20 protein-coding genes are annotated in these 20666 nt (G+C 70.6%); 10 read left to right on the top strand and 10 right to left on the bottom strand.

Annotation, left to right across the window (positions count from 1 at the left end; translation table 11 throughout):
- Positions 1–30: 30 nt before the first annotated feature.
- The 10 genes from P7V53_RS03765 (at position 31) to P7V53_RS03720 (ending at position 9401) form a co-directional block, all read left to right on the top strand.
- Positions 31–1824 carry a diguanylate cyclase gene (locus P7V53_RS03765; protein ID WP_280154141.1) on the top strand — a complete coding sequence of 598 codons (1794 nt, stop codon included), beginning with the start codon at positions 31–33 and terminating at the stop codon, positions 1822–1824.
- A 100-nt stretch (positions 1825–1924) separates the two neighbouring features.
- Positions 1925–2290 (top strand): hypothetical protein, encoded by a 366-nt coding sequence (locus P7V53_RS03760; protein WP_280154140.1) that lies wholly within the window; start codon positions 1925–1927, stop codon positions 2288–2290.
- Positions 2291–2445: 155 nt separating this feature from the next.
- Positions 2446–2826, top strand: coding sequence for a YciI family protein (locus tag P7V53_RS03755; protein ID WP_280154139.1), 381 nt, complete (start codon positions 2446–2448; stop codon positions 2824–2826).
- Positions 2827–2830: 4 nt separating this feature from the next.
- Positions 2831–3364: a GNAT family N-acetyltransferase gene (locus P7V53_RS03750; protein ID WP_280154138.1), complete on the top strand. Its 534-nt coding sequence runs from the start codon at positions 2831–2833 to the stop codon at positions 3362–3364.
- 3 nt (positions 3365–3367) lie between these two features.
- Positions 3368–4225, top strand: coding sequence for a GNAT family N-acetyltransferase (locus tag P7V53_RS03745; protein ID WP_280154137.1), 858 nt, complete (start codon positions 3368–3370; stop codon positions 4223–4225).
- Positions 4226–5119: a LysR substrate-binding domain-containing protein gene (locus P7V53_RS03740; protein WP_280154136.1), complete on the top strand. Its 894-nt coding sequence runs from the start codon at positions 4226–4228 to the stop codon at positions 5117–5119.
- Positions 5120–5230: 111 nt separating this feature from the next.
- Positions 5231–6439 carry a CaiB/BaiF CoA-transferase family protein gene (locus P7V53_RS03735; RefSeq protein ID WP_280154135.1) on the top strand — a complete coding sequence of 403 codons (1209 nt, stop codon included), beginning with the start codon at positions 5231–5233 and terminating at the stop codon, positions 6437–6439.
- On the top strand, positions 6436–7398 hold the full coding sequence (locus P7V53_RS03730) for a hydroxymethylglutaryl-CoA lyase (protein ID WP_280154134.1): 963 nt from the start codon (positions 6436–6438) through the stop codon (positions 7396–7398). The genes P7V53_RS03735 and P7V53_RS03730 overlap by 4 nt, the downstream gene beginning before the upstream one ends.
- Positions 7399–7424: 26 nt before the next feature.
- The gene (locus P7V53_RS03725; RefSeq protein WP_280154133.1) at positions 7425–8402 is read left to right on the top strand and encodes a tripartite tricarboxylate transporter substrate binding protein; all 978 of its coding nucleotides are present in this window, start codon (positions 7425–7427) and stop codon (positions 8400–8402) included.
- 51 nt (positions 8403–8453) lie between these two features.
- The gene (locus tag P7V53_RS03720) at positions 8454–9401 is read left to right on the top strand and encodes an oxygenase MpaB family protein (protein WP_280154132.1); all 948 of its coding nucleotides are present in this window, start codon (positions 8454–8456) and stop codon (positions 9399–9401) included.
- Positions 9402–9428: 27 nt separating this feature from the next.
- Here P7V53_RS03720 and P7V53_RS03715 read toward each other — a convergent pair whose 3' ends face one another.
- From P7V53_RS03715 to P7V53_RS03670, 10 genes are all read right to left on the bottom strand, one after another.
- On the bottom strand, positions 9429–9821 hold the full coding sequence (locus tag P7V53_RS03715) for a VOC family protein (protein WP_280154131.1): 393 nt from the start codon (positions 9819–9821) through the stop codon (positions 9429–9431).
- A 31-nt stretch (positions 9822–9852) separates the two neighbouring features.
- Positions 9853–10209: an Mpo1-like protein gene (locus tag P7V53_RS03710; RefSeq protein WP_280154130.1), complete on the bottom strand. Its 357-nt coding sequence runs from the start codon at positions 10207–10209 to the stop codon at positions 9853–9855.
- 101 nt (positions 10210–10310) lie between these two features.
- Complete coding sequence (locus P7V53_RS03705) at positions 10311–13898, bottom strand: molybdopterin cofactor-binding domain-containing protein (RefSeq protein ID WP_280154129.1); 3588 nt, start codon at positions 13896–13898, stop codon at positions 10311–10313.
- Positions 13895–14359, bottom strand: a complete 465-nt coding sequence (locus P7V53_RS03700; RefSeq protein WP_280154128.1) for a 2Fe-2S iron-sulfur cluster-binding protein — start codon at positions 14357–14359, stop codon at positions 13895–13897. The genes P7V53_RS03705 and P7V53_RS03700 overlap by 4 nt, the downstream gene beginning before the upstream one ends.
- Positions 14356–15063: a bifunctional nicotinamidase/pyrazinamidase gene (gene pncA, locus P7V53_RS03695; protein WP_280154127.1), complete on the bottom strand. Its 708-nt coding sequence runs from the start codon at positions 15061–15063 to the stop codon at positions 14356–14358. Before pncA ends, P7V53_RS03700 begins: the two co-directional genes overlap by 4 nt.
- A gap of 45 nt (positions 15064–15108) precedes the next feature.
- Positions 15109–15864 carry an ABC transporter ATP-binding protein gene (locus tag P7V53_RS03690; protein WP_280154126.1) on the bottom strand — a complete coding sequence of 252 codons (756 nt, stop codon included), beginning with the start codon at positions 15862–15864 and terminating at the stop codon, positions 15109–15111.
- A gap of 127 nt (positions 15865–15991) precedes the next feature.
- Positions 15992–16774 carry an ABC transporter ATP-binding protein gene (locus P7V53_RS03685; protein ID WP_280154125.1) on the bottom strand — a complete coding sequence of 261 codons (783 nt, stop codon included), beginning with the start codon at positions 16772–16774 and terminating at the stop codon, positions 15992–15994.
- On the bottom strand, positions 16771–18651 hold the full coding sequence (locus tag P7V53_RS03680; protein WP_280154124.1) for an ABC transporter permease: 1881 nt from the start codon (positions 18649–18651) through the stop codon (positions 16771–16773). Before P7V53_RS03680 ends, P7V53_RS03685 begins: the two co-directional genes overlap by 4 nt.
- A gap of 113 nt (positions 18652–18764) precedes the next feature.
- Entirely contained in the window at positions 18765–19958 is a 1194-nt protein-coding gene (locus P7V53_RS03675; protein ID WP_280154123.1) for an ABC transporter substrate-binding protein, read from the bottom strand.
- A gap of 112 nt (positions 19959–20070) precedes the next feature.
- Entirely contained in the window at positions 20071–20655 is a 585-nt protein-coding gene (locus P7V53_RS03670; protein ID WP_280154122.1) for an amino acid synthesis family protein, read from the bottom strand.
- Positions 20656–20666 lie beyond the last annotated feature (11 nt).

Below are 20666 nucleotides of genomic sequence, written 5' to 3'. Positions count from 1 at the left end.
ACCGGGCATCGGCGCCCCGATAATTCGCCGATGGCGACCCCGCGTCCCGTTCACTCCGCTCCCTTGCGCCAGGCGCGGCGCGCCTGGAACCTGCTGCACGTCGACTCCACGCAGGCAAGGGCACTGGCCGAACGCGCGATCGCGGCGGCCACGCGCGCCTCGGACGTCACCGCCGAAGGCTGGGCCCGCGTGGCGCTGGGCTTCCACCTCCTGTACTACGCCACCGCGGCCGAAGCCGCCGTCGAGCTGCAGCTGGCGCGCGCCTGCTTCGACGCCAGCGGGGACCGCGCGGGCAGCCTGCTCGCCGGCGCCGCGATCGCACGCTCGATGTGGCGCCAGGGGCACATCCAGCAGGCGCTGTCGCTGGTGCTGCCCTTGCGCGACGAGGGCGTGCGGGTGCTGCGGCACGAGCAGCTCGGCGTGCTGCTGAACACGATCGCCGGCTGCTATTCGGCCCAGGGAGATTCAGCGCAGGCCTTCGCCTACATGTTCGAGGCGCTGCGCGACGCCGGCCCCTCGGGCGGCCGCGGCTTCGACACCGTCCTGCACTGCAACCTCGCGCACGAGCTGCTCCAGATCGGCGACTACGAGCATGCGCTGCAGCACGTGGACCAGGGCCTGGCGCGCTGTGCGAAGCTGAAGAACGCGCGCCTGCTCAGCGTGCTGCTCATCAACCGGGTCATCTGCCTCACCGAGCTGGGTCGGGCGGCCGAGAGCCTGCCCGACATCGCGGCGGTGCTCGACATGCCGGCCGATCCGAGCGGGCGCGGGCGCATGGCGGCGCATCACGAATCGCTGGCGATCGCCGCGCTGCGCGCCGGCCATCTCTCGCTGGGCGCCGACCTGGTCGAGCGCGCGCTGGCCGAAGGACCTTCGGCCCTGCCCGACGAGCGCCTCGAGCGTGCGACCGCCGCGGCCCTGCTGGCGCTGTGCAGCGGACGGCCCGACGACGCGGTGGCGCGGCTGCAGCCCCTGCTGGCCGAAGCCGCCAGCGACGGCGTCGAGGGACTCAGCGTGCGCATCCGCGCCCAGTTCTTTGCCGTGCTCAGCGAGGCGCACGAGAGCGCCGGACGCCATGCCGAGGCGCTGGTCGCGCTGCGCCGCTGGCAGGGCCTGCACAGCGCGCAGGCGCAGCTCGCATCGCGGGCGCGCTACCAGGCTGCCACCCTGCAGACCGAGCTGCTGCGGCTGCAGCACCGGCTCGACGAGAACGACGCGCGCCGGCGCCGCACGGAGCGGGCACGCGCGGAGCTGGCCGAGATCAACGAACAGCTCTCGCGCAAGGTTCACGAGGTGCAGGCGCTGCAGGAGGCGCTGCGGCAGCAGGCGACGCAGGACCCCCTGACGGGCCTGTTCAACCGCCGCCACCTCAACGACACGCTGCCGACGCTGTTCGCGCTGGCGCGGCGCGACGCGCAGACGATGGCGCTGGCCATCATCGACCTCGATCACTTCAAGTCCATCAACGACCGCCACGGACATGCGGCCGGTGACCGCCTGCTCGCGGCCTTCGGCGAGCTGCTCGCAGGACAGAGCCGACGCAGCGACGTGGCGTGCCGCTACGGCGGCGAGGAGTTCTGCCTGCTGATGCCCCGCACCGACGCGCTGGGCGCGCGCCGCAAGGTGCAGTCGCTGCTGCGCCGCTGGCGCGCGCAGGTGTTCGAGCTCGGAGGCGTCACGCTGCGCGGGCTCAGCTTCTCGGCCGGCATCGCCGACACCACGCTTGCGGCGCCTTCGCCGGATGCGCTGCTGAAGGCCGCGGACGACGAGCTGCTGGCGGCCAAGCGCGAGGGGCGCAATCGAGTCGGCGTCGCGGCGCGGTAGGACGATGCGTTTCACCTGAAACACCCCGCCCGTGCGGGGCAATCAAGCCGCATGCCGCGGCCCTCAAGCTCCTTGCCCATCGACGACAGGAGGACACGCGATGGCGGCATGGCTCAGGCAGACCTGGCAGGACCTTGTCGAAGAGCTCTTCGACAAGCAGGGGCTGGACACCGTCTTCTCGCATGCGCGCAACGTGATGACCAGTGCGCTCGTCATCGCGGCCGGCATGTATGCCGCCCACCACTTCGATGCCCTGGGGGTGAACGGTCCGTGGAGCCCGCAGGTCGCCGGCTACGGCGTCGCCGCGCTCGGCGTGATGCTTCTGGGACTCAACCTGTTCGACGGCCTGCGCCGACTGGCCCGACGCAAGCACCACGTCGTGCTGAGGCTGGCCGCGATCTTCGTGTACGTGGTGCTGTCGATCCGGCTGACGCAGGTGATCGTCTATTTCAGGTCGGCGGCGTGAGCTGCACCCTGGCGCCTTCTCGAACTCCGAAGGATCCGGGTCAGCTGCTGCCGGAACCGACGCGCCGCGTCCATCGTCCTCGTCGTGGTGTCGACGGGGCGGCTGTGGCAATCTCGCGCCCTCCGGCGATTCCGCGCCGACACCGGGAGCACCCGATGAACCAGTACCTCGTCCTCTCGCGCGGGCAGTGGGATCCGCAGGCCTCGCCGCAGCAGATCCAGGACGCGATCGACCGCTTCTACGCATGGCACGAGCGCATGGTGGAGGCCGGCCGGATGAAGCCCGGGCAGCGGCTGGCCCGCGAGAGCAAGCTGGTCACGCGGCATGCCGTGACGGACGGACCCTTCAGCGAAGCCAAGGAAGTGGTCGGCGGGTACTGGACCATCCTCGCGCCGAGCCTGGAAGAGGCGGCGCGGCTCGCGGCGGAGAATCCGTGCCTCGCCTTCGGCCTGGCGCTGGAGGTCCGTCCCATCGACGAGCAGCGCTGCAGCGCTTTCGATCTCACTTGCGAGACGCCCCCGAGCCGGGCTCGCTGAAAGCATGCATCCCGGCCTGACGCATCGACCGGCGCGCCGCGACGACCTCGACGCGCTGAAGTGCCTCATGGAGACGGCCATCTCCGAGCTGCAGCGGCCGTTCCTCGACGATGACCAGATCGCCTCCAGCCGCACGATCATGGGCCTGGACACGCAGCTCGTCGACGACGGCACCTACTTCCTCGTCGAAGACAGCGGCGAGCTGGCCGGCTGCGGCGGCTGGAGCCGGCGCGCCACGCTCTACGGCGGCGACCAGACGCCCGGCCGCAGCGCATCGCTTCTCGATCCCGCCCGCGACGCCGCCCGCATCCGGGCGATGTACACGCATCCGCGGCACACGCGCAAAGGCGTCGGCCGGCTGATCCTGTCGCTGTGCGAGACGGCCGCCCGCCACGAAGGCTTCCGCCGCGCCGAGCTGGTGGCCACGATGGCCGGCGAGCCGCTCTACCGCGCGTGCGGCTACGAGCCGGTCGAGCGGCTCGTCGACGAGCGAGGCGGCGTCGCCGTGCCGCTGCTGCGCATGAGCAAGGCGCTGTAGCGCATGGAGCCTTCGCTCGCTTCGATCGTGAGGTACGTCCCGCTGGGCGCCACTCTGGCGACGTCGGGCCAGCCCTCCGAGGCGCAGCTGGCGGCGCTCGCACAAGCGGGCTTCGAGGTCATCGTGAACCTGGCACTGCACGACGAGGCCGCGACAGTGCGCGCGCTGGGCATGGCCTACGTCCACATCCCGGTGCAGTTCGCTGCGCCGCGGCTGGAGGATCTGGCCGCCTTCTTCGCGGCGATGGAGCAGGCCGGCGAGCGCAAGACGCTCGTCCACTGCATGCACAACAAGCGCGTTCCGGTCTTCATCGCCCTGCATCGCATCGTGCGGCTCGGGTGGCCTGCGCAGGACGCACTGCGCGAGATGCGCCAGGTGTGGGAGCCTGACGCCACCTGGCAAGCCTTCATCGACCGCGCACTCGAGGCTTGCGCGACCAGCCACCTCCCCGCCGTGGTCTATGCCCGGGAGCCGGCACTGTCGGTGGCCGAGTTCCGCCGCGTGCTCGTGGAGTCCGGCCTGGGCACCACGCGCCCGATCGACGACGAGGCGCGGCTGAAGGAGATGCTGGCGGGCGCCAACCTCATCGTCACCGCGCGACTGCAGCAGCCCGGCCATCCGCTGGCGGGCGTCGCGCGCTGCCTGACGGACTTCTCGTGGTGCGGCTACCTGGCGGAACTGGCGGTGTCGAAATCGGCCCAGGGCCTGGGCATCGGCAGGGGACTGCTCGAGGAAACCCGACGCCAGCTCGGGCCCCGGGCCAGCCTCGTGCTGTCGTCGATGCCGGACGCGGTCGGCTTCTACGAGCGCATGGGCATGGAGCGCATCCACGAAGCCTTCCGGTACCCGCGCGAGCACTGAGTGAACCTGCACCGCCTCGACCTCGTTTCGCTCTCGCTGTTCAGCCTGATCGTGCGCACCGGCAGCATCAGCAAGGGCGCCGGCCTGGCGCACCTGGCGGTGGGTGCGGCCAGCAAGCGCGTCGCCGACCTCGAGGCGGCCGTCGGCGCCGAGCTGTTCGAGCGGCATTCGCGAGGCGTCACCCTCACCCTGGCCGGTCAGGCCCTGCATCGCCACGCGCAGCGCATCCTGAGCGACGTCGACCAGCTCGCGGCCGACCTGTCGGACCATGCCTCGGGCATCGTCGGCGTGGTGCGCCTGTGGGCCAATACCTCGGCCATCACGCAGTTCCTGCCGGCCGACCTCGCGGCCTTCGTGGCCGCGCATCCGGCGATCCGCATCGAGCTCGACGAGCAGAACAGCAGCGACGTCGTGCTGGCGGTGCTCGACGGGCGCGCGGACATCGGCATCTTCGCCGACCGCACGCCGCCGCTGGGCCTGCAGACCGTCCCCTATCGGCGCGACCGGCTGGTGCTGGTCGTGCCGCAAGGGCATCCGCTGGCCGGGCGCAGGAAGATCGCCTTCGTCGCTGCCACCGACTACGACTTCGTCGGCCTCTCGCAGGGCACCTCCCTGGCGCGGCGTCTCGGGCTCGAGGCCGAGGCGCTGGGCCGACGCCTGAAGCTGCGCATCCATGTGCGCAGCTTCGACGCGATGTGCCAGATGGTGGCCGCCGGGCTGGGCATCGCGGTGCTGCCGGATGCGGCCGTGCAGCCGCACCTGCGCTCCATGGGGCTGCGCAAGATCGACCTCACCGATGCGTGGATCGAGCGCGAGCTGCTCATCGGAGCGCGCGACATGGGAGCGCTGCAGCGGCCGGTGCGGCTGCTGCTGGAGCATCTGCGGCACTCGTGATGCCTGCGCCCGGTGCGCTTTCGCATTCCGCGAAAGCTCCGCTCCCGTCCTGATCATTCCGCCCGCCCCCCGGCGTTCCCACAATCCCTCCATCGCCCAGGAGACCGATCCATGCACAACGACGCAATGCCCCCCGGCGCACTCGAAGGCGTGCGCGTCATCGAGATGGGACAGCTGATCGCCGGTCCCTTCGCCGGCAAGACGCTGGGCGAGTTCGGTGCCGACGTGATCAAGATCGAGCCGCCCGGCACGGGCGACCCGCTGCGCAACTGGCGCCTGATCAAGGACGGCACCTCGGTGTGGTGGCAGGTGCAGTCGCGCAACAAGCGGTCCATCGCGCTGGACCTGCGCAGCGCAGAAGGCCAGGACATCGCGCGCCGGCTGATCGCACAGGCCGACGTGCTGATCGAGAACTTCCGCCCCGGCACGCTGGAGGGCTGGGGTCTGGGCTGGGACCAGCTGTCGACGCTGAATCCCGGGCTCGTCATGCTGCGCATCTCGGGCTACGGGCAGACCGGGCCCTACCGCGACCTGCCGGGCTTCGGCGCGATCGGCGAAGCGATGGGCGGCTTGCGCCACCTCACCGGCGAGCCCGGCCGCGTGCCGGTGCGCTGCGGCATTTCCATCGGCGACACGCTGGCCGCCCTGCACGGCACGATCGGCGTGCTGACCGCGCTGTACCACCGCAAGGTCAACGGCGGCCGCGGACAGGTGATCGACGTGGCGCTGCACGAGGCGGTGTTCAACGTGATGGAAAGCCTGCTCCCGGAGTACAGCGCCTTCGGCGCGGTGCGCGAGCCGGCGGGCTCGGCCCTGCCCGGCATCGCGCCGAGCAACGCCTACCGCTGCACCGACGGCGTCGTGCTGGTGGCCGGCAACGGCGACAGCATCTTCAAGCGCCTGATGCAGACGATAGGCCGCGATGACCTGGGCAACGACCCCGGGCTGGGCAGCAACGCGGGACGCGTCGCGCGCGTGAGCGAGATCGACGGCGCGATCGAAGCATGGACGCAGGTGCGCGCCGTGGACGACGTGCTGCAGCAGCTCGGCGAAGCACGCGTGCCGGCCGGCCGCGTGTACACCGCGAAGGACATCGCCGAAGACCCGCACTACCGCGCCCGCGACATGCTGTTGAAGCAGTCGACGCGCGAAGGCTACGAGGTCGACGTGCCGGGCATCGTGCCCAAGCTGCTCGGCACGCCGGGCACGGTGCGCTCGTCGGCACCGCGGCTGGGCGACGACACCGATGCGGTGCTGCGCGAGCTGGGACTTTCCGTGGAAGACGTTGCCGCGCTGCGCGGCAGAAAGGTGGTGTCATGAGCGGGCAGAGGATTCACATGCAGGAGGTCGGCCCGCGCGACGGGCTGCAGGTCGAGTCGGCGTTCGTGCCGACCGAGGACAAGATCGCGCTGGTCGATGCGCTGTCCGACGCCGGCCTCGCGAAGATCGAGGTGACGGCCTTCGTCTCCCCGCAGGCCATACCCGCGCTGCGCGATGCCGAGGTGGTGCTGCGCGAGATCCGGCGGCGTCCCGGCGTGGTGTACAGCGCGCTGGTCCCCAACGTGCGCGGCGCACAGCGCGCGATCGAATCGCGGGCCGACGAGCTGAACCTGGTGATGTCGGCCAGCGAGACCCACAACCTCGCCAACCTGCGCATGACGCGCGAGCAGTCCTTCGCAGGCCTGGGCGAGGTCGCCGGCATCGCCACGCAGGCCGGCGTGCCGGTCAACGTGTCGCTGTCGTGCAGCTTCGGCTGCCCGATGGAAGGCGACGTTCCCGACGCCGAGGTGCTCGCATGGTGCGAGCGCTTCATCGACCGGCTGGGCGCACGCGGCGTGACCTTGTGCGACACCACCGGCATGGCCTACCCGCCGCAGGTGGCCGCGCTGACCCGCGCCTTTCGCGAGCGCTGGCCCGACACCGAACTCACGCTGCACTTCCACAACACGCGGGGGCTCGGCCTGGCCAACGTGCTCGCGGCCATCGAGGCCGGCGCCGACCGTTTCGATGCATCGATCGGCGGCATCGGCGGCTGCCCGTACGCGCCCGGCGCCACCGGCAATGTCTGCAGCGAGGACATCGTGCATGCGCTCGAGCTGATGGGCCATGCCACCGGGGTCGACCTGGCGCGGCTCATCGAGGCCGCGCGCCGACTGCCTTCGCTGATAGGCCACGACATTCCGAGCCAGATCGTCAAGGCGGGACGGCGTCTCGACCTGCACCCGCGCCCCGCCGACTTCGAACAGATTCGCCAGCGAGCGCTCGCGCGCGACGCCTGACCCCACCGAGAACCGGAGACAACCCAATGAAACCCCATCGCATTCGCCGCATCGCCATCGCCGCCGCGGCGGCGGCCCTCGCCGGCCTGGCTGCCGCGCAGGGCGGCTTTCCGAGCAAACCGATCACGCTGATCGTGCCGGCCGCGCCCGGCGGCACGACCGACATCGCCGCGCGCATGCTGGCCGACCCGCTGGGCAAGGCGCTGGGGCAGACGGTGGTGGTCGACAACCGCGCCGGCGCCAGCGGCGCCCTGGCCGCGGTGGCGGTCAAGCGCGCCGAGGCCGATGGACACACGCTGCTGATGCAGTACTCGGGCTACCACGTCATCACGCCGCACGTCACCAAGCAGGCGGCTCAATGGACGCCGGACGACCTGCGCCCGGTCGCCAACGTGCTCAGCGCGCCGCAGGTGATCGTCGTGCGCGAGGGCCTGCCGGTGAAGACGCTTGCGGAGCTGGTCGCGTATGCCAAGGCCAATCCCGGCAAGCTGACCTATGCGTCGTCGGGCAACGGCTCGCTGCAGCACGTGACCGGCGCCATGCTCGAGCAGCAGGCCGGCATCCAGCTCACGCACATTCCGTACAAGGGCACCGGCCCGGCCCTGCAGGACCTGCTGGGCGCGCAGGTCGACATGACCTTCGGCACGCCGCCGCCGTTCATGCAGTTCATCCAGCAGGGCAAGGTGCGAGCGCTCGCGGTGACGGGCCACGCCCGGCTCGCCTCGCTGCCGAACGTGCCCACCGCCGCCGAGGCCGGCTTGCCGCGGCTGGACGCGTCGTCATGGTTCGGCGTCTTCGCACCGGCCAAGACCCCGCAGCCGGTGATCGACCGGCTCAGCGAAGAGATTCGCAAGGTGATGGCCACGCCGTCCTTCCAGCAGAAGGCCGCCGAGCAGGGCGCGAGCGCGGACTTCATGGGTCCACAGAAGTTCGGGGAGTACAGCAAGGCCGAGCTCGCGCGCTGGGGACAGGTGGTGAAGGCCTCGAAGATCGAGGCGGATTGAGCGGGAAGGCATGGCTTGCGCGTCGCGCGCGCCCATGCGACGCTGCGGCGCATGTCCGCCTTGTGGCTGCCCGCCCCGCTGCATCGGCGCATCGAAGCCTCGGTGCGCGCGATGCTGCAGCCGCAGGGCAGCGCTCCCGAATCCTTCGAGTCGCCGGCGTGGGAGCAGGCGCTGGTGCCGCCCGATTCGGTGTCGTGGCAGCTGTTCAAGAACCCGACGGCGCTGTTCATCGGCGGCGTGGCCGCGGTGATCCTCGAGCTCGCCGAGCCGCGCGTGCGCACCGGCGTGTGGGAGCACACGACGTTTCGCGAGCGGCCCGTCGAGCGGCTGCAGCGCACCGCCCTCGCCGCGATGATGACGGTCTACGGCCCGCGCAGCCGCACCGAGGCGATGATCGCGTCGGTGGTGCGTCGGCACGAGCACATCGCGGGGGTCACGCCGGCCGGCGAGCCGTACCGTGCCAGCGACCCCACGCTGCTGCGCTGGGTGCATGCCACCGCGGCCTTCGGCATCGCCGAGGCAACGCACGCCTACGTGCGACCTCTGGCCCGCCGCGAACGTGATCGTCTCTATGCCGAAGGACGCACCGCCGCACGCCTGTATGGCGCGGATGGCGCGCCCACCTCGCAGGACGAGCTCGATCACTTCCTGGCCGCGATGCAGCGGCGGCTGGAGCCGTCGGACATCGTGTTCGACTTCCTGCGGATTCTTCGCCACGCACCGGCATTGCCGGCGACGGCGCGGCCCCTGCAAGGGCTGCTGATACGCGCCGCGGTCGACATCACGCCGCCATGGGTGCGCACGCGATTGGGGCTGGACGAGTCGCACGGCCTGCGATCGTGGCAGCGGCCTGTCGTGATCGCGCTGGCGCAGGCCAGCGACCGGCTGGTGATGACCTCGAGTCCGGCGGTTCAGGCTTGCCGGCGGCTCGGCCTGCCCGACGATTTCCTGTACGACCGTTCGGCCCCGTCTCCCGAAAACGCGAGAGGGCCGGGGTGAGGGCGCGAGAGCATCGGCGGCGAGGCGTCAAGGCGCCTTTGCCGCTGCGTATTCGTAGGTGGTGATCTCGTACGGATTGCCGTCCGGGTCGCTGAAGTACAGCGACAGGGACACCGCGTGGTCTTGCAGGGACACGCCGACTTCCGGAAACGAGGCGAGGTGGCGGCGCCACTCGGCGAAGGCCTGCGCGCTGACGCGCAGCGCAACGGTGGCCCGGTTCTTCTGGTGGGGCCGTTCGAACAGGGCGATATGAACCGTGTTGCCGGGATCCTGCAGCGTCAACGGGCCGCCGTCCTCGGTCCAGAACTCGAGTTCAGGCGTTCGTGCGAGCCCCATCACGCTGGCGTACCAGGCTTCTGCGGCCGCGCGGTCCGTCACGAAGACGTGGATGTGGTCGAAGCCGAGGAGCGGTGGTGCCATGAGGTGACCTTGCAGGACGTGAGGGTGGGCATCAGGAGGCCGACGCGTGGCGCCAGGCCTTCATCCAGTGGCCGGACAGCACGAACCTGGGGAAGGTCACCCACTGCTCCAGGAAAATCCGCGAGATCGCGTTGAGCGGACCGGTGAAGGGCTCGGGCGGCAGGGTCTCCGCCCGATGACCGCGGCCCTGCAGTGCCACCGACACCACCATGGCCACCGCCCCGCCGAGCGCTGCCGGCCATGCGCGCTGCGCGAGCGCTGCCAGCAGCACCACGTTGCCGACAAGAAAGAGCGGCACCACGACGATGTGCAGGAGGAGGTTGAACCGCGAGCCGTGGTACCGGGTATAGCCATCCCACTGCCATCGAAGAAGTTCTGACACGTTCATGAAGTTCGACCTTGAGTTGACGCCTGAGGTTCGGCAGGCGGGCGATTCTCACGCCCAAACGGACTGAACGGCAAGGACAGTGCCGCCGACGCAACGTGCGCTCAGTGACCGCCTCGCAGACGCGCTGCCGCCTCCTCCAGCGAGGTCCACGCCGGCTTTCCCGGCGCGAACCGCGCCCGCATGTAAGCCGCCAGCGCCGCGACCTGACGATCGTCGAGCGCGTCGCGAAAGGCCGGCATGAAGCCGACCTCCCGCGTGGCCGGCTCCCGGATGCCTTCGAGGATCACGCGCAGCAGGTTGTCGGGTCGCGGGCTGTGCAGGTTGCTGTTGAGTGCGAGCGGAAGGTTCGGCCCGAACGTCGCCGGACCGTCGCCGTCGTGGTGGCAGGCACCGCACGCCGAGGTGAACAGGCGCTGCGCCGCGCCGGGCGCCAGCCACGCCTCGCCCACGGGCGCGACAGCGTCGTTTGCCGGCGGTTGAAACGACGCGAGGTAGTGCGCCATCGCGCGAACGTCTTCCTCGGGCACGGTCGCCAGCTCGCGCACCACCGGGGCCATCGGGCCGGCGGCCACGCCGTGCCGCCGCGTGACGCCCGAGCGCAGGTAGCGGAACAGCTCGTCCTCGCTCCACGGCACGGGCGCATGACTCAGCGCGGTGAGCGGCGGCGCTTCCCACCCTTCGACCATGGCGCCGGCGAGGTAGCGGGTGCCGCCCTGCTCGGCTCCCAGTGCGTTGCGCGGCGTGTGGCAGCCGCCGCAGTGGCCGAGTCCGTTGACGAGGTAGGCGCCGCGGTTCCACAGCGCGGAGCGCGAGGGGTCCGCGGACATCGGCGCGGGATCCAGGTACAGCGCGTTCCACAAGGCCATCAGCGGCCGCACGCTGAACGGAAAGGCGAGCCGTGTGGGCGCCGCCTCGTGGCGAACCGCCGGCTGCGACATCAGGTAGGCGTACAGCGCCATCAGGTCGTCGTCGCTGGTCTTCGCGAACGCGGTGTACGGGAACGCCGGGTACAGGTGACGCCCGTCGCGCGAGACGCCTTCGCGCATCGCGCGCTGGAAGGCGGCGAAGGACCACGCGCCGATGCCGGTCTCGATGTCGGGCGTGAGATTGGTCGTCGTCACGGTGCCGAACGGCGTGGGCATGTCGCGACCGCCGGCGTTGCGGATGCCGCCCGGCGCGGTGTGGCACTCGGCGCAGTCGCCCAGCGCCGCCAGCTGGCGGCCGCGTTCGAGCGTCGCAGTGGTGTAGATGCCGGTGTCGGGCCTGGCGATGGGCGCGATCGTGGCTCGCCAGCCGAGCGCGGCGGCGCCCAGGCCGAGCACCCCGGCGGCGAGCGCGCCGGCGCGGGCCCACCAGCGTTTGCCCGAAGGCCACGGCGCATCGGCGGGCATGGACGCCGTCGCGGCCGGCGCCGTCGCGGCCGGCGGCGGTGCCGGCAGCGGATTCAGCGCCGCCCGCACCACCTCGGGCGTGAACGGCGGCTGGCGGAACCGCACGCCGGTCGCGTCGAAGATCGCGTTGGCGATCGCCGCCGTGCCCGGCACCGACGAGGACTCGCCCGCTCCCAGCGGCGGCTCGCCGGGACGCGGCATCAGCAGCACCTCGATCACCGGCACCTCGCGAAAGCTGAGGATGGGGTAGCTGCCCCATTCGCGGCTGGCCACCGCATGCGTGTCGGGATCGGTGCGCACGCGCTCCTTGAGCGCCCGGCTCGTGGTCTGCAGCACGTTGCCGTGCACCTGCTGCTGCACGCCGGCCGGGTTCACCATCAGCCCCGCGTCGTGACCGACGACGATGCGGCTCACATGCACCTCGCCGGTCCGCCGGTTCACTTCGACATCGGCGACCCAGGCGGCGAACGCCGAGGCGAAGCCCGGGAACTTGCTGTGCACGTAGCGGGCATAGGCGAAGCCCTGGCCGCGGGCGATGTCGCCGTGCACCGGCTGCTGCTGCGGCTGCGTGTGCACGATCCAGCCGGCGCGGTCGGCGGTGGCGCGCACGAGCTCGGCGGCGCGTGCGTCCTTCAGGTGGCGCAGCCGGTACGCCACCGGGTCGACGCCGGCGGCCGTCGCCAGCTCGTCGATGTACGACTCGTGCGCGAACGAGTTCGGCAGCGCCGACACGCCGCGCAGCCACGACGCGCGCAGGATCGGCGGCATGTCGTTCGCGGTCACGCGCAGCGCCCGGTAGTCGTACGGCGGCGCGGCCGTGCGGTCGCCCATCTGGTAGGCCGCCCCGTCGGGCGCGATCGTGCCGGTGAGCAGCAGCGCCAGCGTCGGCGCGCCGTTCGACGGATACGAAGTCTGGAAGTCGTAGGCCGCCGGGCTGCCGTCGTCGTTCAAGCCGCCGGCGATCTGCATCAGCTGGGCGGCGCCCTTGGGCTCCCACGCGTGCTCCTGCTCCCGGGTGAGCTGCACACGCACCGGCCGGCCCACGGCGCGCGCCAGCAGCGCCGCATCGGCGGCGACATCGTCGGCGCTGTTGCGGCCGTAGCAGCCGGCCGCCTCCATGCGCACCACCTCGATCGCGGTGTCGGCTAGGCCGGTCAGGCGCGACAGGTCCGCGCGAAGCACGTGCGGGTTCTGGGTGCCGGCCCAGACGGTGAGGCGATCCCCCTGCCAGTCGGCCAGCGCGCACGACGGCCCGATCGACGCATGCATCTGGTACGGCCAGACGTAGGTGCGCGGCATCGGCTGCGCAGCGGCCGCGAGCGCCGCATCGACGTCGCCTTCGTCGACCAGCACGCGCGGCGTCGACGGATGGGCGCGCAGCGCCTGCTCCAGGTCGTCCAGCGGACGCAGGCCGGGCCACGGCTTCCAGGCCACCCGCAGCTCGCGCATCGCGGCCTCCGCCTGCTCCTCGCGCTGGGCGACCACCCCGACGAAGTCGCCGATGACGACGACCTTGACGATGCCCGGCAGGTGCGCAATGGAGGCCTCGTCGACCGCCTCCAGCGTGCGGCCGACGAAGTCGCCGGCATCGACGCCGGCATAGGGCGGCCGCACGACCCGGCCGTGCAGCATCTCCGCAAGCCGCATGTCGTGGACGAAGACGGTCTCGCCACGCGCCTTCGCGGGAATGTCCACGCGCGGCACCGACTGGCCGACCACGCGGTATTCGGAGGGCGGCTTCAGCTCGGCATCGGTGCGCAGCTCGACCTCGACATGGCGATCGCGCAGCAGATCGGCATAGCTCACGCGGCGTTCGGGCTCGCCCCGCACGCGCACCACGCCGTGTCGCACGTCGAGCAGCTCGGCCGGGCGCTGCAGCACGTCGGCGGCCTGATGGAGCAGCCAGGCGCGCGCAGTCGCCGCGGCCTGTCGCATCGGCACGGCATGGATCTGGATGGACGCGCTGGCGATGGTCGCGCCCTGGTTCGGCGCGCGGGCGGTGTCGCCGAGCACCATGTTCACGCAGCCGAGCGCCACGTCGAGCTCCTCGGCGGCGATCTGCGCAAGCGCCGTGCGGATGCCGGTGCCGAGGTCCACATGGCCGTGCAGCGCGGTCACGCTGCCGTCGTCCCAGACCGCGACCAGGATCTCGGGCCCCTCGGCGGGATTGGCCGGAACGATCGCCGGCTGGCCGGGCGCGACCGGCGGCGCCGGCGGCGGCATGCGCCACACGAGCAGCACGCCGTTCGCCGCATGGAAGTCGTGCCGCGATTGCGGCGTGTCGGCACGGCGTGTCATGTCATGAGTTCGACGGCGCGCTCCACCGCCTGCAGGATCTCCACATGCGTGCCGCAGCGGCACAGGTTGTGCGACAGCGCGGCGCGGACCTGCGCTTCGCTCGGGCGCGGCGTGCGCGCGAGCAGCGCCACCGTCGCGATGATCATCCCGTTGAGGCAATAGCCGCACTGCGCCGCCTGCGCCTCGATGAAGGCCTGCTGCACCGGGTGCAGCCGGTCGCGCGTGCCCAGTCCTTCGAGCGTCGTGATCTCGCGCTCGGCGACGCCACCGGCGGGGATGACGCAGGAGCGCGCCGCGACGCCGTCGACCAGCACCAGGCAGGCGCCGCATTCGCCGAGGCCGCAGCCGTACTTGGGTCCGTTGAGCCCCAGGTCGTTGCGCAGCACCTGCAGCAGCGGCGCGCTGGCCGGCACCGCCAGCGCGTGCTCGCGGCCGTTCACCCGCAGCGTCAGCGACGTCAAGCCGCCACCGCGATGTCCGCCGACTGGATGCGCCGGACGCCCTTGGCCGTCATCTGCTTCCAGGCGGCGGCGAGCGAGCCGTTCAGATCGATCGCGCGCGTCGCATCCTCGATCACGTAGGTCTCCAGGCCCTGCTTGCGCGCATCCATGGCGGTCCAGGCGACGCAGAAATCGGTCGCCAGGCCGGTGACGAAGACGCGCTTGATGCCGCGCTGCTTGAGGTAGCCGCCGAGGCCGGTGGGCGTCTTGCGATCGGCCTCCTCGAAGGCCGAATAGCTGTCGACCTTGGGATGGAAGCCCTTGCGCACGATGAGTTGCGCATGCGGGATGTCGAGATCCTTGTGCAGCGCCGCGTCGGGCGTGCCTTGCACGCAATGGTCGGGCCACAGCACCTGCGTGCCGTAGCTCAGCCTGGTCGTCTCGAACGGCTTCTTGCCGCCGTGCGTGCTGGCGAAGGACGCATGGCCCTTGGTGTGCCAGTCCTGGGTGATGACGACGTTCTCGAATGCCTTGGCGAGCCTGTTGATGACCGGCACCACGTCCTCGCCCTGCTTCACCGGCAGCGTGCCGCCGGTGACGAAGCAGTTCTGCACGTCGACGACGATGAGTGCCGACTGGGCATCGGGCTTGACCGGGGCGGCGAAGGCACGCCACGGCAAGGCTGCCCCGGCAAGCAAGGCGGTCATCAGGGTTCTGCGCTGCATGGTGACTCTCCTTCGGTTGGATGCGCTCCCGCGATCACGGGTCGATCAGACGCTCAGGTACGCCCGCCGCACCTCGTCGTTGGCGGCGAGCTCGGCCATCGTCGCCTGGTAGCGGATCTGCCCCTTCTCCAGCACATAGGCACGGTCCGATACCAGTTCGGCGAAATGCATGTTCTGTTCCGACAGCAGGATGCTGACGCCCTGCGCCTTGAGCTGCAGGATCATCTGCGCCATCTGCTCCACGATGACCGGCGCCACGCCTTCGGAAGGCTCGTCGAGCAGGACGAGGTACGGATTGCCCATCAGCGTGCGCGCGACGGTCAGCATCTGCTGCTCGCCGCCGCTCATGCGGCCGCCCGGGCGGTCGGGCATCTCGCCGAGGTTCGGAAAGAGCCTGAACAGCGCATCGGTCGTCCACTCCGGCGCCGCGCTGCCGTCGGGCCACCGGCGCGGCGGCTGGCGCCCGACCTCGAGGTTCTCGCGCACCGTGAGGTCGGTGAAGATGCGCCGGTCCTCCGGCACGAAGCCCAGGCCCAGGCGAGCCACCTCGTGCGGCTCCCTGGCGGAGATGTCGCGGCCCATGAACGTCAGCGTGCCGCGCCGCTTGGCCAGCAGTCCCATCAGCGCCTTCAGCGTCGTCGACTTGCCGGCGCCGTTGCGGCCCATGAGCGCGACCACTTCGCCACGGCGCACCTGCAGGTCGACATCGAACAGGATCTGCGCGGCGCCGTACCAGCCGCACAGGCCGTGCGCCTCGAGCAGCGGCACGGCGGCCGCGATGGGTGGCGGATTGCGGCTCATCACATCGGCTCCCCGAACGCCTTGCCCTCACCCCAACCCTCTCCCGCAGGCGGGAGAGGGAGACGGAGCCGCTTTGCACCCTCTCCCCCGGACACGGGGGAGAGGGCTCGGGTGAGGGGGCATGCGCTCACGCGACCTCCCGAGGCGTGCTCGTCTTCGTCTCGAACGTCCTGCCGGTGCCGAAGTACACCTCCTGGACCTTCGGATGGTCGCGAATCTCCATCGGCTTGCCCTCGGCGATGAGGCGCCCGCGCGCCAGCACGATCATGCGGTCGGCATAGGCGAAGACGACATCCATGCTGTGCTCGGTGAAGAGCACCGCGAGACCGCGCTCGACGACCAGCTTCTTCGTCAGTGCCATCAGCTCGTTGCGCTCCCTGGGCGCCATGCCGGCGGTGGGCTCGTCCATCAGCAGCAGCTTGGGGGCGTTGGCCATCGCGATGGCCAGCTCGACACGCTTGACGTCGCCATAGGCCAGCTCGCTGCAGGGACGGTCGGCCTGCGCGGCCATGCCGACCCGCTCGAGCAGCGCATGCGCCTGCTCGCGCTTGTGCGCCGCGGCCGGGCGCCACATCGAGAACAGCCTGCCGTCGGCCGACAGCAGCGCCATCTGCACGTTCTCGATCACCGTCAGCGAGGAGAAGGTCTCTGCTATCTGGAAGGTGCGCCCGACGCCCAGCTTCCAGATCTCGCGCGGCCTGCGTCCGACGAGCTCCTGGCCATCGAAGCGGATCGAGCCGCCGTCGGCGCGCAGCTGGCCGTTGACCATGTTGAAGGTCGTCGACTTGCCGGCGCCGTTGGGGCCGATCAGCGCGAGCAGTTCCCCCGGAGCGAGGCTGAAGCTGACGTCGTCGACGGCCGTGAGGCCGCCGAAGTGCTTCTGCAGATGGCTGACCTGCAACAGGCTCATGGCGCGCTCCTGCGGATCAGCTGCCGCGCGAATCCCGCGATGCCCTGCGGGAAGGCCAGCACCAGCAGCAGCATGATGCCGCCGAGCAGCGCTCGCCAGTAGTCGGTGCTGCGCGCCACGCTGTCCTGCAGCCAGGTGAAGGTCACCGCCCCGACCACCGGCCCGGCCAGGGTCTGCAACCCGCCCAGCAGCACCATCACCAGCCCGTCGACCGACTTGCCGACCGACATGCTGTCGGGCGAGATGCTGCCCTTGGAGAAGGCGAACAGCGCGCCGGCGAGACCGGCGAAGGCGGCGGCGACGACGAAGCCGCCCCATTGCAGGCGCTTGACGTCGATGCCGATCGCATCGGCGCGCAGCGGCGAGTCGCGCCCGGCGCGCAGCGCATAGCCGAAGGGCGAGAACAAGGCGCGGCGCAGCAGCAGCACGGCACCGGCCACGAGGATCAGCGTGAGGTAGTAGTACGCGCGCTTGTCGGCCAGCCACGGCGCTGGCCACACGCCGGTGAGGCCGTTGCTGCCGCCGGTGAACTGGTCCCACTGGTAGCAGATCGACCAGACGATCTGCGCGAAGGCCAGCGTGAGCATCGCGAGGTACACGCCCGACAGGCGCACGCAGAACCAGCCGAACAGCAGGGCGCCGAGCGCGGCGACCAGCGGCGCCGCGATCAGCGACAGCTCCATCGGCAACCCGAAGCGCAGCACCAGCAGCGCCGCGCCATAGGCCCCCAGCCCGAAGTACGCTGCATGGCCGAACGAGTGCATGCCGGCCGGCCCCATGATGAAGTGCAGGCTGGCGGCGAACAGCGCGGCGGTGAGCAGGTCGATGGCCAGGACGGTGGCATACGGCGACTGCGCGGTGATCAGCGGCAGCAGCAGCAGGCCGGCGAGCACGACCGCGCCGGTCCACTTCAGCGTGCGGTCGGCCGGCCGCAGCGGCGCCTCGGCCGGTGCCGCGCTGCGGCTCACGCCTTGCGCGCGGCCCAGCAGGCCCCACGGCCGCACGACCAGCACGACCGCCATGACGAGGAACTCAGCCACCAGGGTGAGCTTGGAGAACGAGAAGCTGACGCCGAGGAGGTCCACGGTGCCCAGGCCCACGCACAGCGCCTTGATCTCGGCAATGAGCAGCGCCGCGACATAGGCGCCGGGAATGGACCCCATCCCGCCGACCACGACGACCACGAAGGCGTCGCCAATCGTCAGCAGATCCAGGCCGAGGTTCGCGGGCTCGCGCGGCAGCTGCAGCGCACCGCCCAGGCCCGCCAGCATCGCGCCGAGCGCGAACACCGCGGTGAACAGCCACGCCTGGTTGACGCCCAGCGCGCCCACCATCTCGCGGTCCTGCGTGGCCGCGCGCACCAGCGTGCCCCAGCGTGTGCGCGTCAGCAGCAGCCACAGCAGCCCCAGCACGGCGGGCCCGATCACGATCAGCAGCAGGTCGTAGCTCGGAAACTGCCGCCCGAGGATCTCCACCGAGCGCGCGAGGCCCGGCGCGCGCGGGCCGAGCACATCCTCGGGCCCCCAAAACCACAGGGCCGCGTCCTTGATCACGAGCACGAGCGCGAAGGTGGCGAGTAGCTGGAACAGCTCGGGCGCGCGGTAGATGCGGCGCAGCAGCGTCATCTCCACCAGCGCGCCGAAGGCGCCCACCGCCAGCGCGGCGAGCAGCAGCGCCGGCCAGAACCAGGCGCCGCCGCCCAGCCACTGCGACAGCGAGTAGGCGATGTAGATGCCCAGCATGAAGAAGGAGCCGTGCGCGAAGTTGACGATGCGCGTCACGCCGAAGATCAGCGACAGGCCGGCGGCGACCATGAACAGCGACGAGGCTCCCGCAAGGCCGTTGAGGAGCTGGACGATGAAGCCGGAGAAGTTCATGTGCCCTGTCGAATTCGATGAACCACGGAGCCACGCAGAGCACAGGGGAAGTGCGCAGTCTTCATCTCTGTGTCTCGCTGGCTCTGTGGTTGATGCACTTGCAGGCCGTCAGATCAGTCCAGCGCACGCAGCTTCTTGAGCTCTTCGCCGACCGGCAGGTACTTCGCCCCGTCGAGGTACCGGTACTCCACCATCGTGCCCTTGCCACCTTCGTTCTTCGTCTTGCCCACGAACGCGCCCATCGTCGACTGCTGGTCTTCGGAGCGGTACGTGATGGTGCCGAACGGCGTGGGCACCTGCAGGCCCTTGAAGGCGGCGATCATCTTCTCGGTCTCGGTGCTCTTCGCCTTCCTCGCGCCTTCGGCCACCGACTTGATCATGCTGTAGCCGACCACCGAGCCGAGCCGCGGATAGTCCTTGAACTTGCCGTGGTAGGCGAGGAAGAAGGCCTTGTGCTCCGGTGTCTGGATGCCGTACCAGGGGTAGCCGGTGACGATCCAGCCGTTGGGCGTCTCGTCCTTCAGCGGATCGAGGTACTCGGGCTCGCCGGTCAGCATGCTGACGACCTCGCGGTTCTGGAACAGGCCCCGCGTGTTGCCCTCGCGCACGAACTTCGCGAGGTCGGCGCCGAAGAGCACGTTGAAGATGGCATCGGGCTTGGCATCGGACAGGGCCTGCACGACGCTGCCGGCATCGAGCTTGCCGAGCGGCGGCGCCTGCTCGGCGACGAACTCGACGTCCGGCTGCGCGGCCTTGAGCAGCTGCTTGAAGGTGGTGACGGCCGACACGCCGTACTCGTAGTTGGGGTACACCACCGCCCAGCGCTTCTTCCTGAGCTTGGCGGCCTCGGGCACCAGCATCGCCGACTGCATGTAGGTCGACGGGCGCAGCCGGAAGGTGTAGCGGTTGCCGTTCTGCCAGACGATCTTGTCGGTGAGCGGCTCGCCCGCGAGGAAGAAGACCTTCTTCTGCTTGGCGAAGTCGGTGAGCGCGAGGCCGATGTTGGAGAGGAAGGTGCCGGTCAGCACATCGACCTGCTCACGCGAGAGCAGTTCCTCGGCCGCTCGCACGGCATCGCCCGGGTTGCCGTTGTCGTCGCGGGTGATGAGCTGCAGCTTCTTGCCGTTGACGCCGCCGGCGGCGTTGATCTCCTCGACCGCCAGCTCCATGCCCTTCTTGTAGGGCTCGAGAAAGGCCGGCTGCACCTTGTAGCTGTTGACCTCGCCGATCTTGATCACGCCCTGGGCGTGGGCGGCGAGCGCCATCGTGGTGATGGTGGCCGCGATGGCGGCGTGCTTGATGTTCATGGAACGCTCCTCTTGATGGAAGGAATTCATTCACCACGGAGCCACGCAGACACAGGGAAGAGTGCTCCTCTGCGTCTCCGTGGCTCCGTGGTTACCGCATTCATGCCGTTGCTCACCGCAACCCATCCTCACCCTTGATCTCGCTCACCTGCAGCCCGCCGATGCGCGGCAGCGGACGCCCGCTGTCGGTGACGACCACCGCGACGACGATCTCGTTGGCGCGCGGCGCGTCGGCCACGCGCGCTTCCATCGCGTCGAAGTGGCTGCGCACGAACGCGGCGTCCTTGTGGCCCAGCGGCACGTCGATCGCGGTGCCGAGTCCGCCGCGCTTCTTGGCGGAGGGCACCAGCGCCGCGCCCTTTTCCACCGCGCGACGCAGCGGCGCGCCGAGCTTGGGGTGCAGGATGGCCGCGGCATGCTCGAGCTCGCCGGCCTCTCCGACGATGGCGGCCTTGCCGTAGCTGTGCGCACGCCCCGGTGCGATGCCCAGCGCCTGCACGCACCTCTCGCCGAGCAGCGCGCCGAGCTCCTCGCCGATGTCGACCAGCTCGTCGAGCGTGTCGGCATAGCGTCCGGCGAAGGGGTTCTCGATGACGGCCATCGCCAGCGCCTTGCGCGCCGGCGGATCGATGGCGCGGCCCATCTCCTGGCGCGTCTCGTCGACCTGCACGATCAGTTTGCGGATCTTCGCGGGCATCTGCTTCTCCT

Source organism: Piscinibacter sp. XHJ-5 (assembly GCF_029855045.1).
Taxonomy (GTDB): domain Bacteria; phylum Pseudomonadota; class Gammaproteobacteria; order Burkholderiales; family Burkholderiaceae_C; genus Albitalea.
The sequence above is the reverse complement of the archived record's forward strand: the minus strand, read 5'-3'. Positions and strand labels throughout refer to the sequence as shown.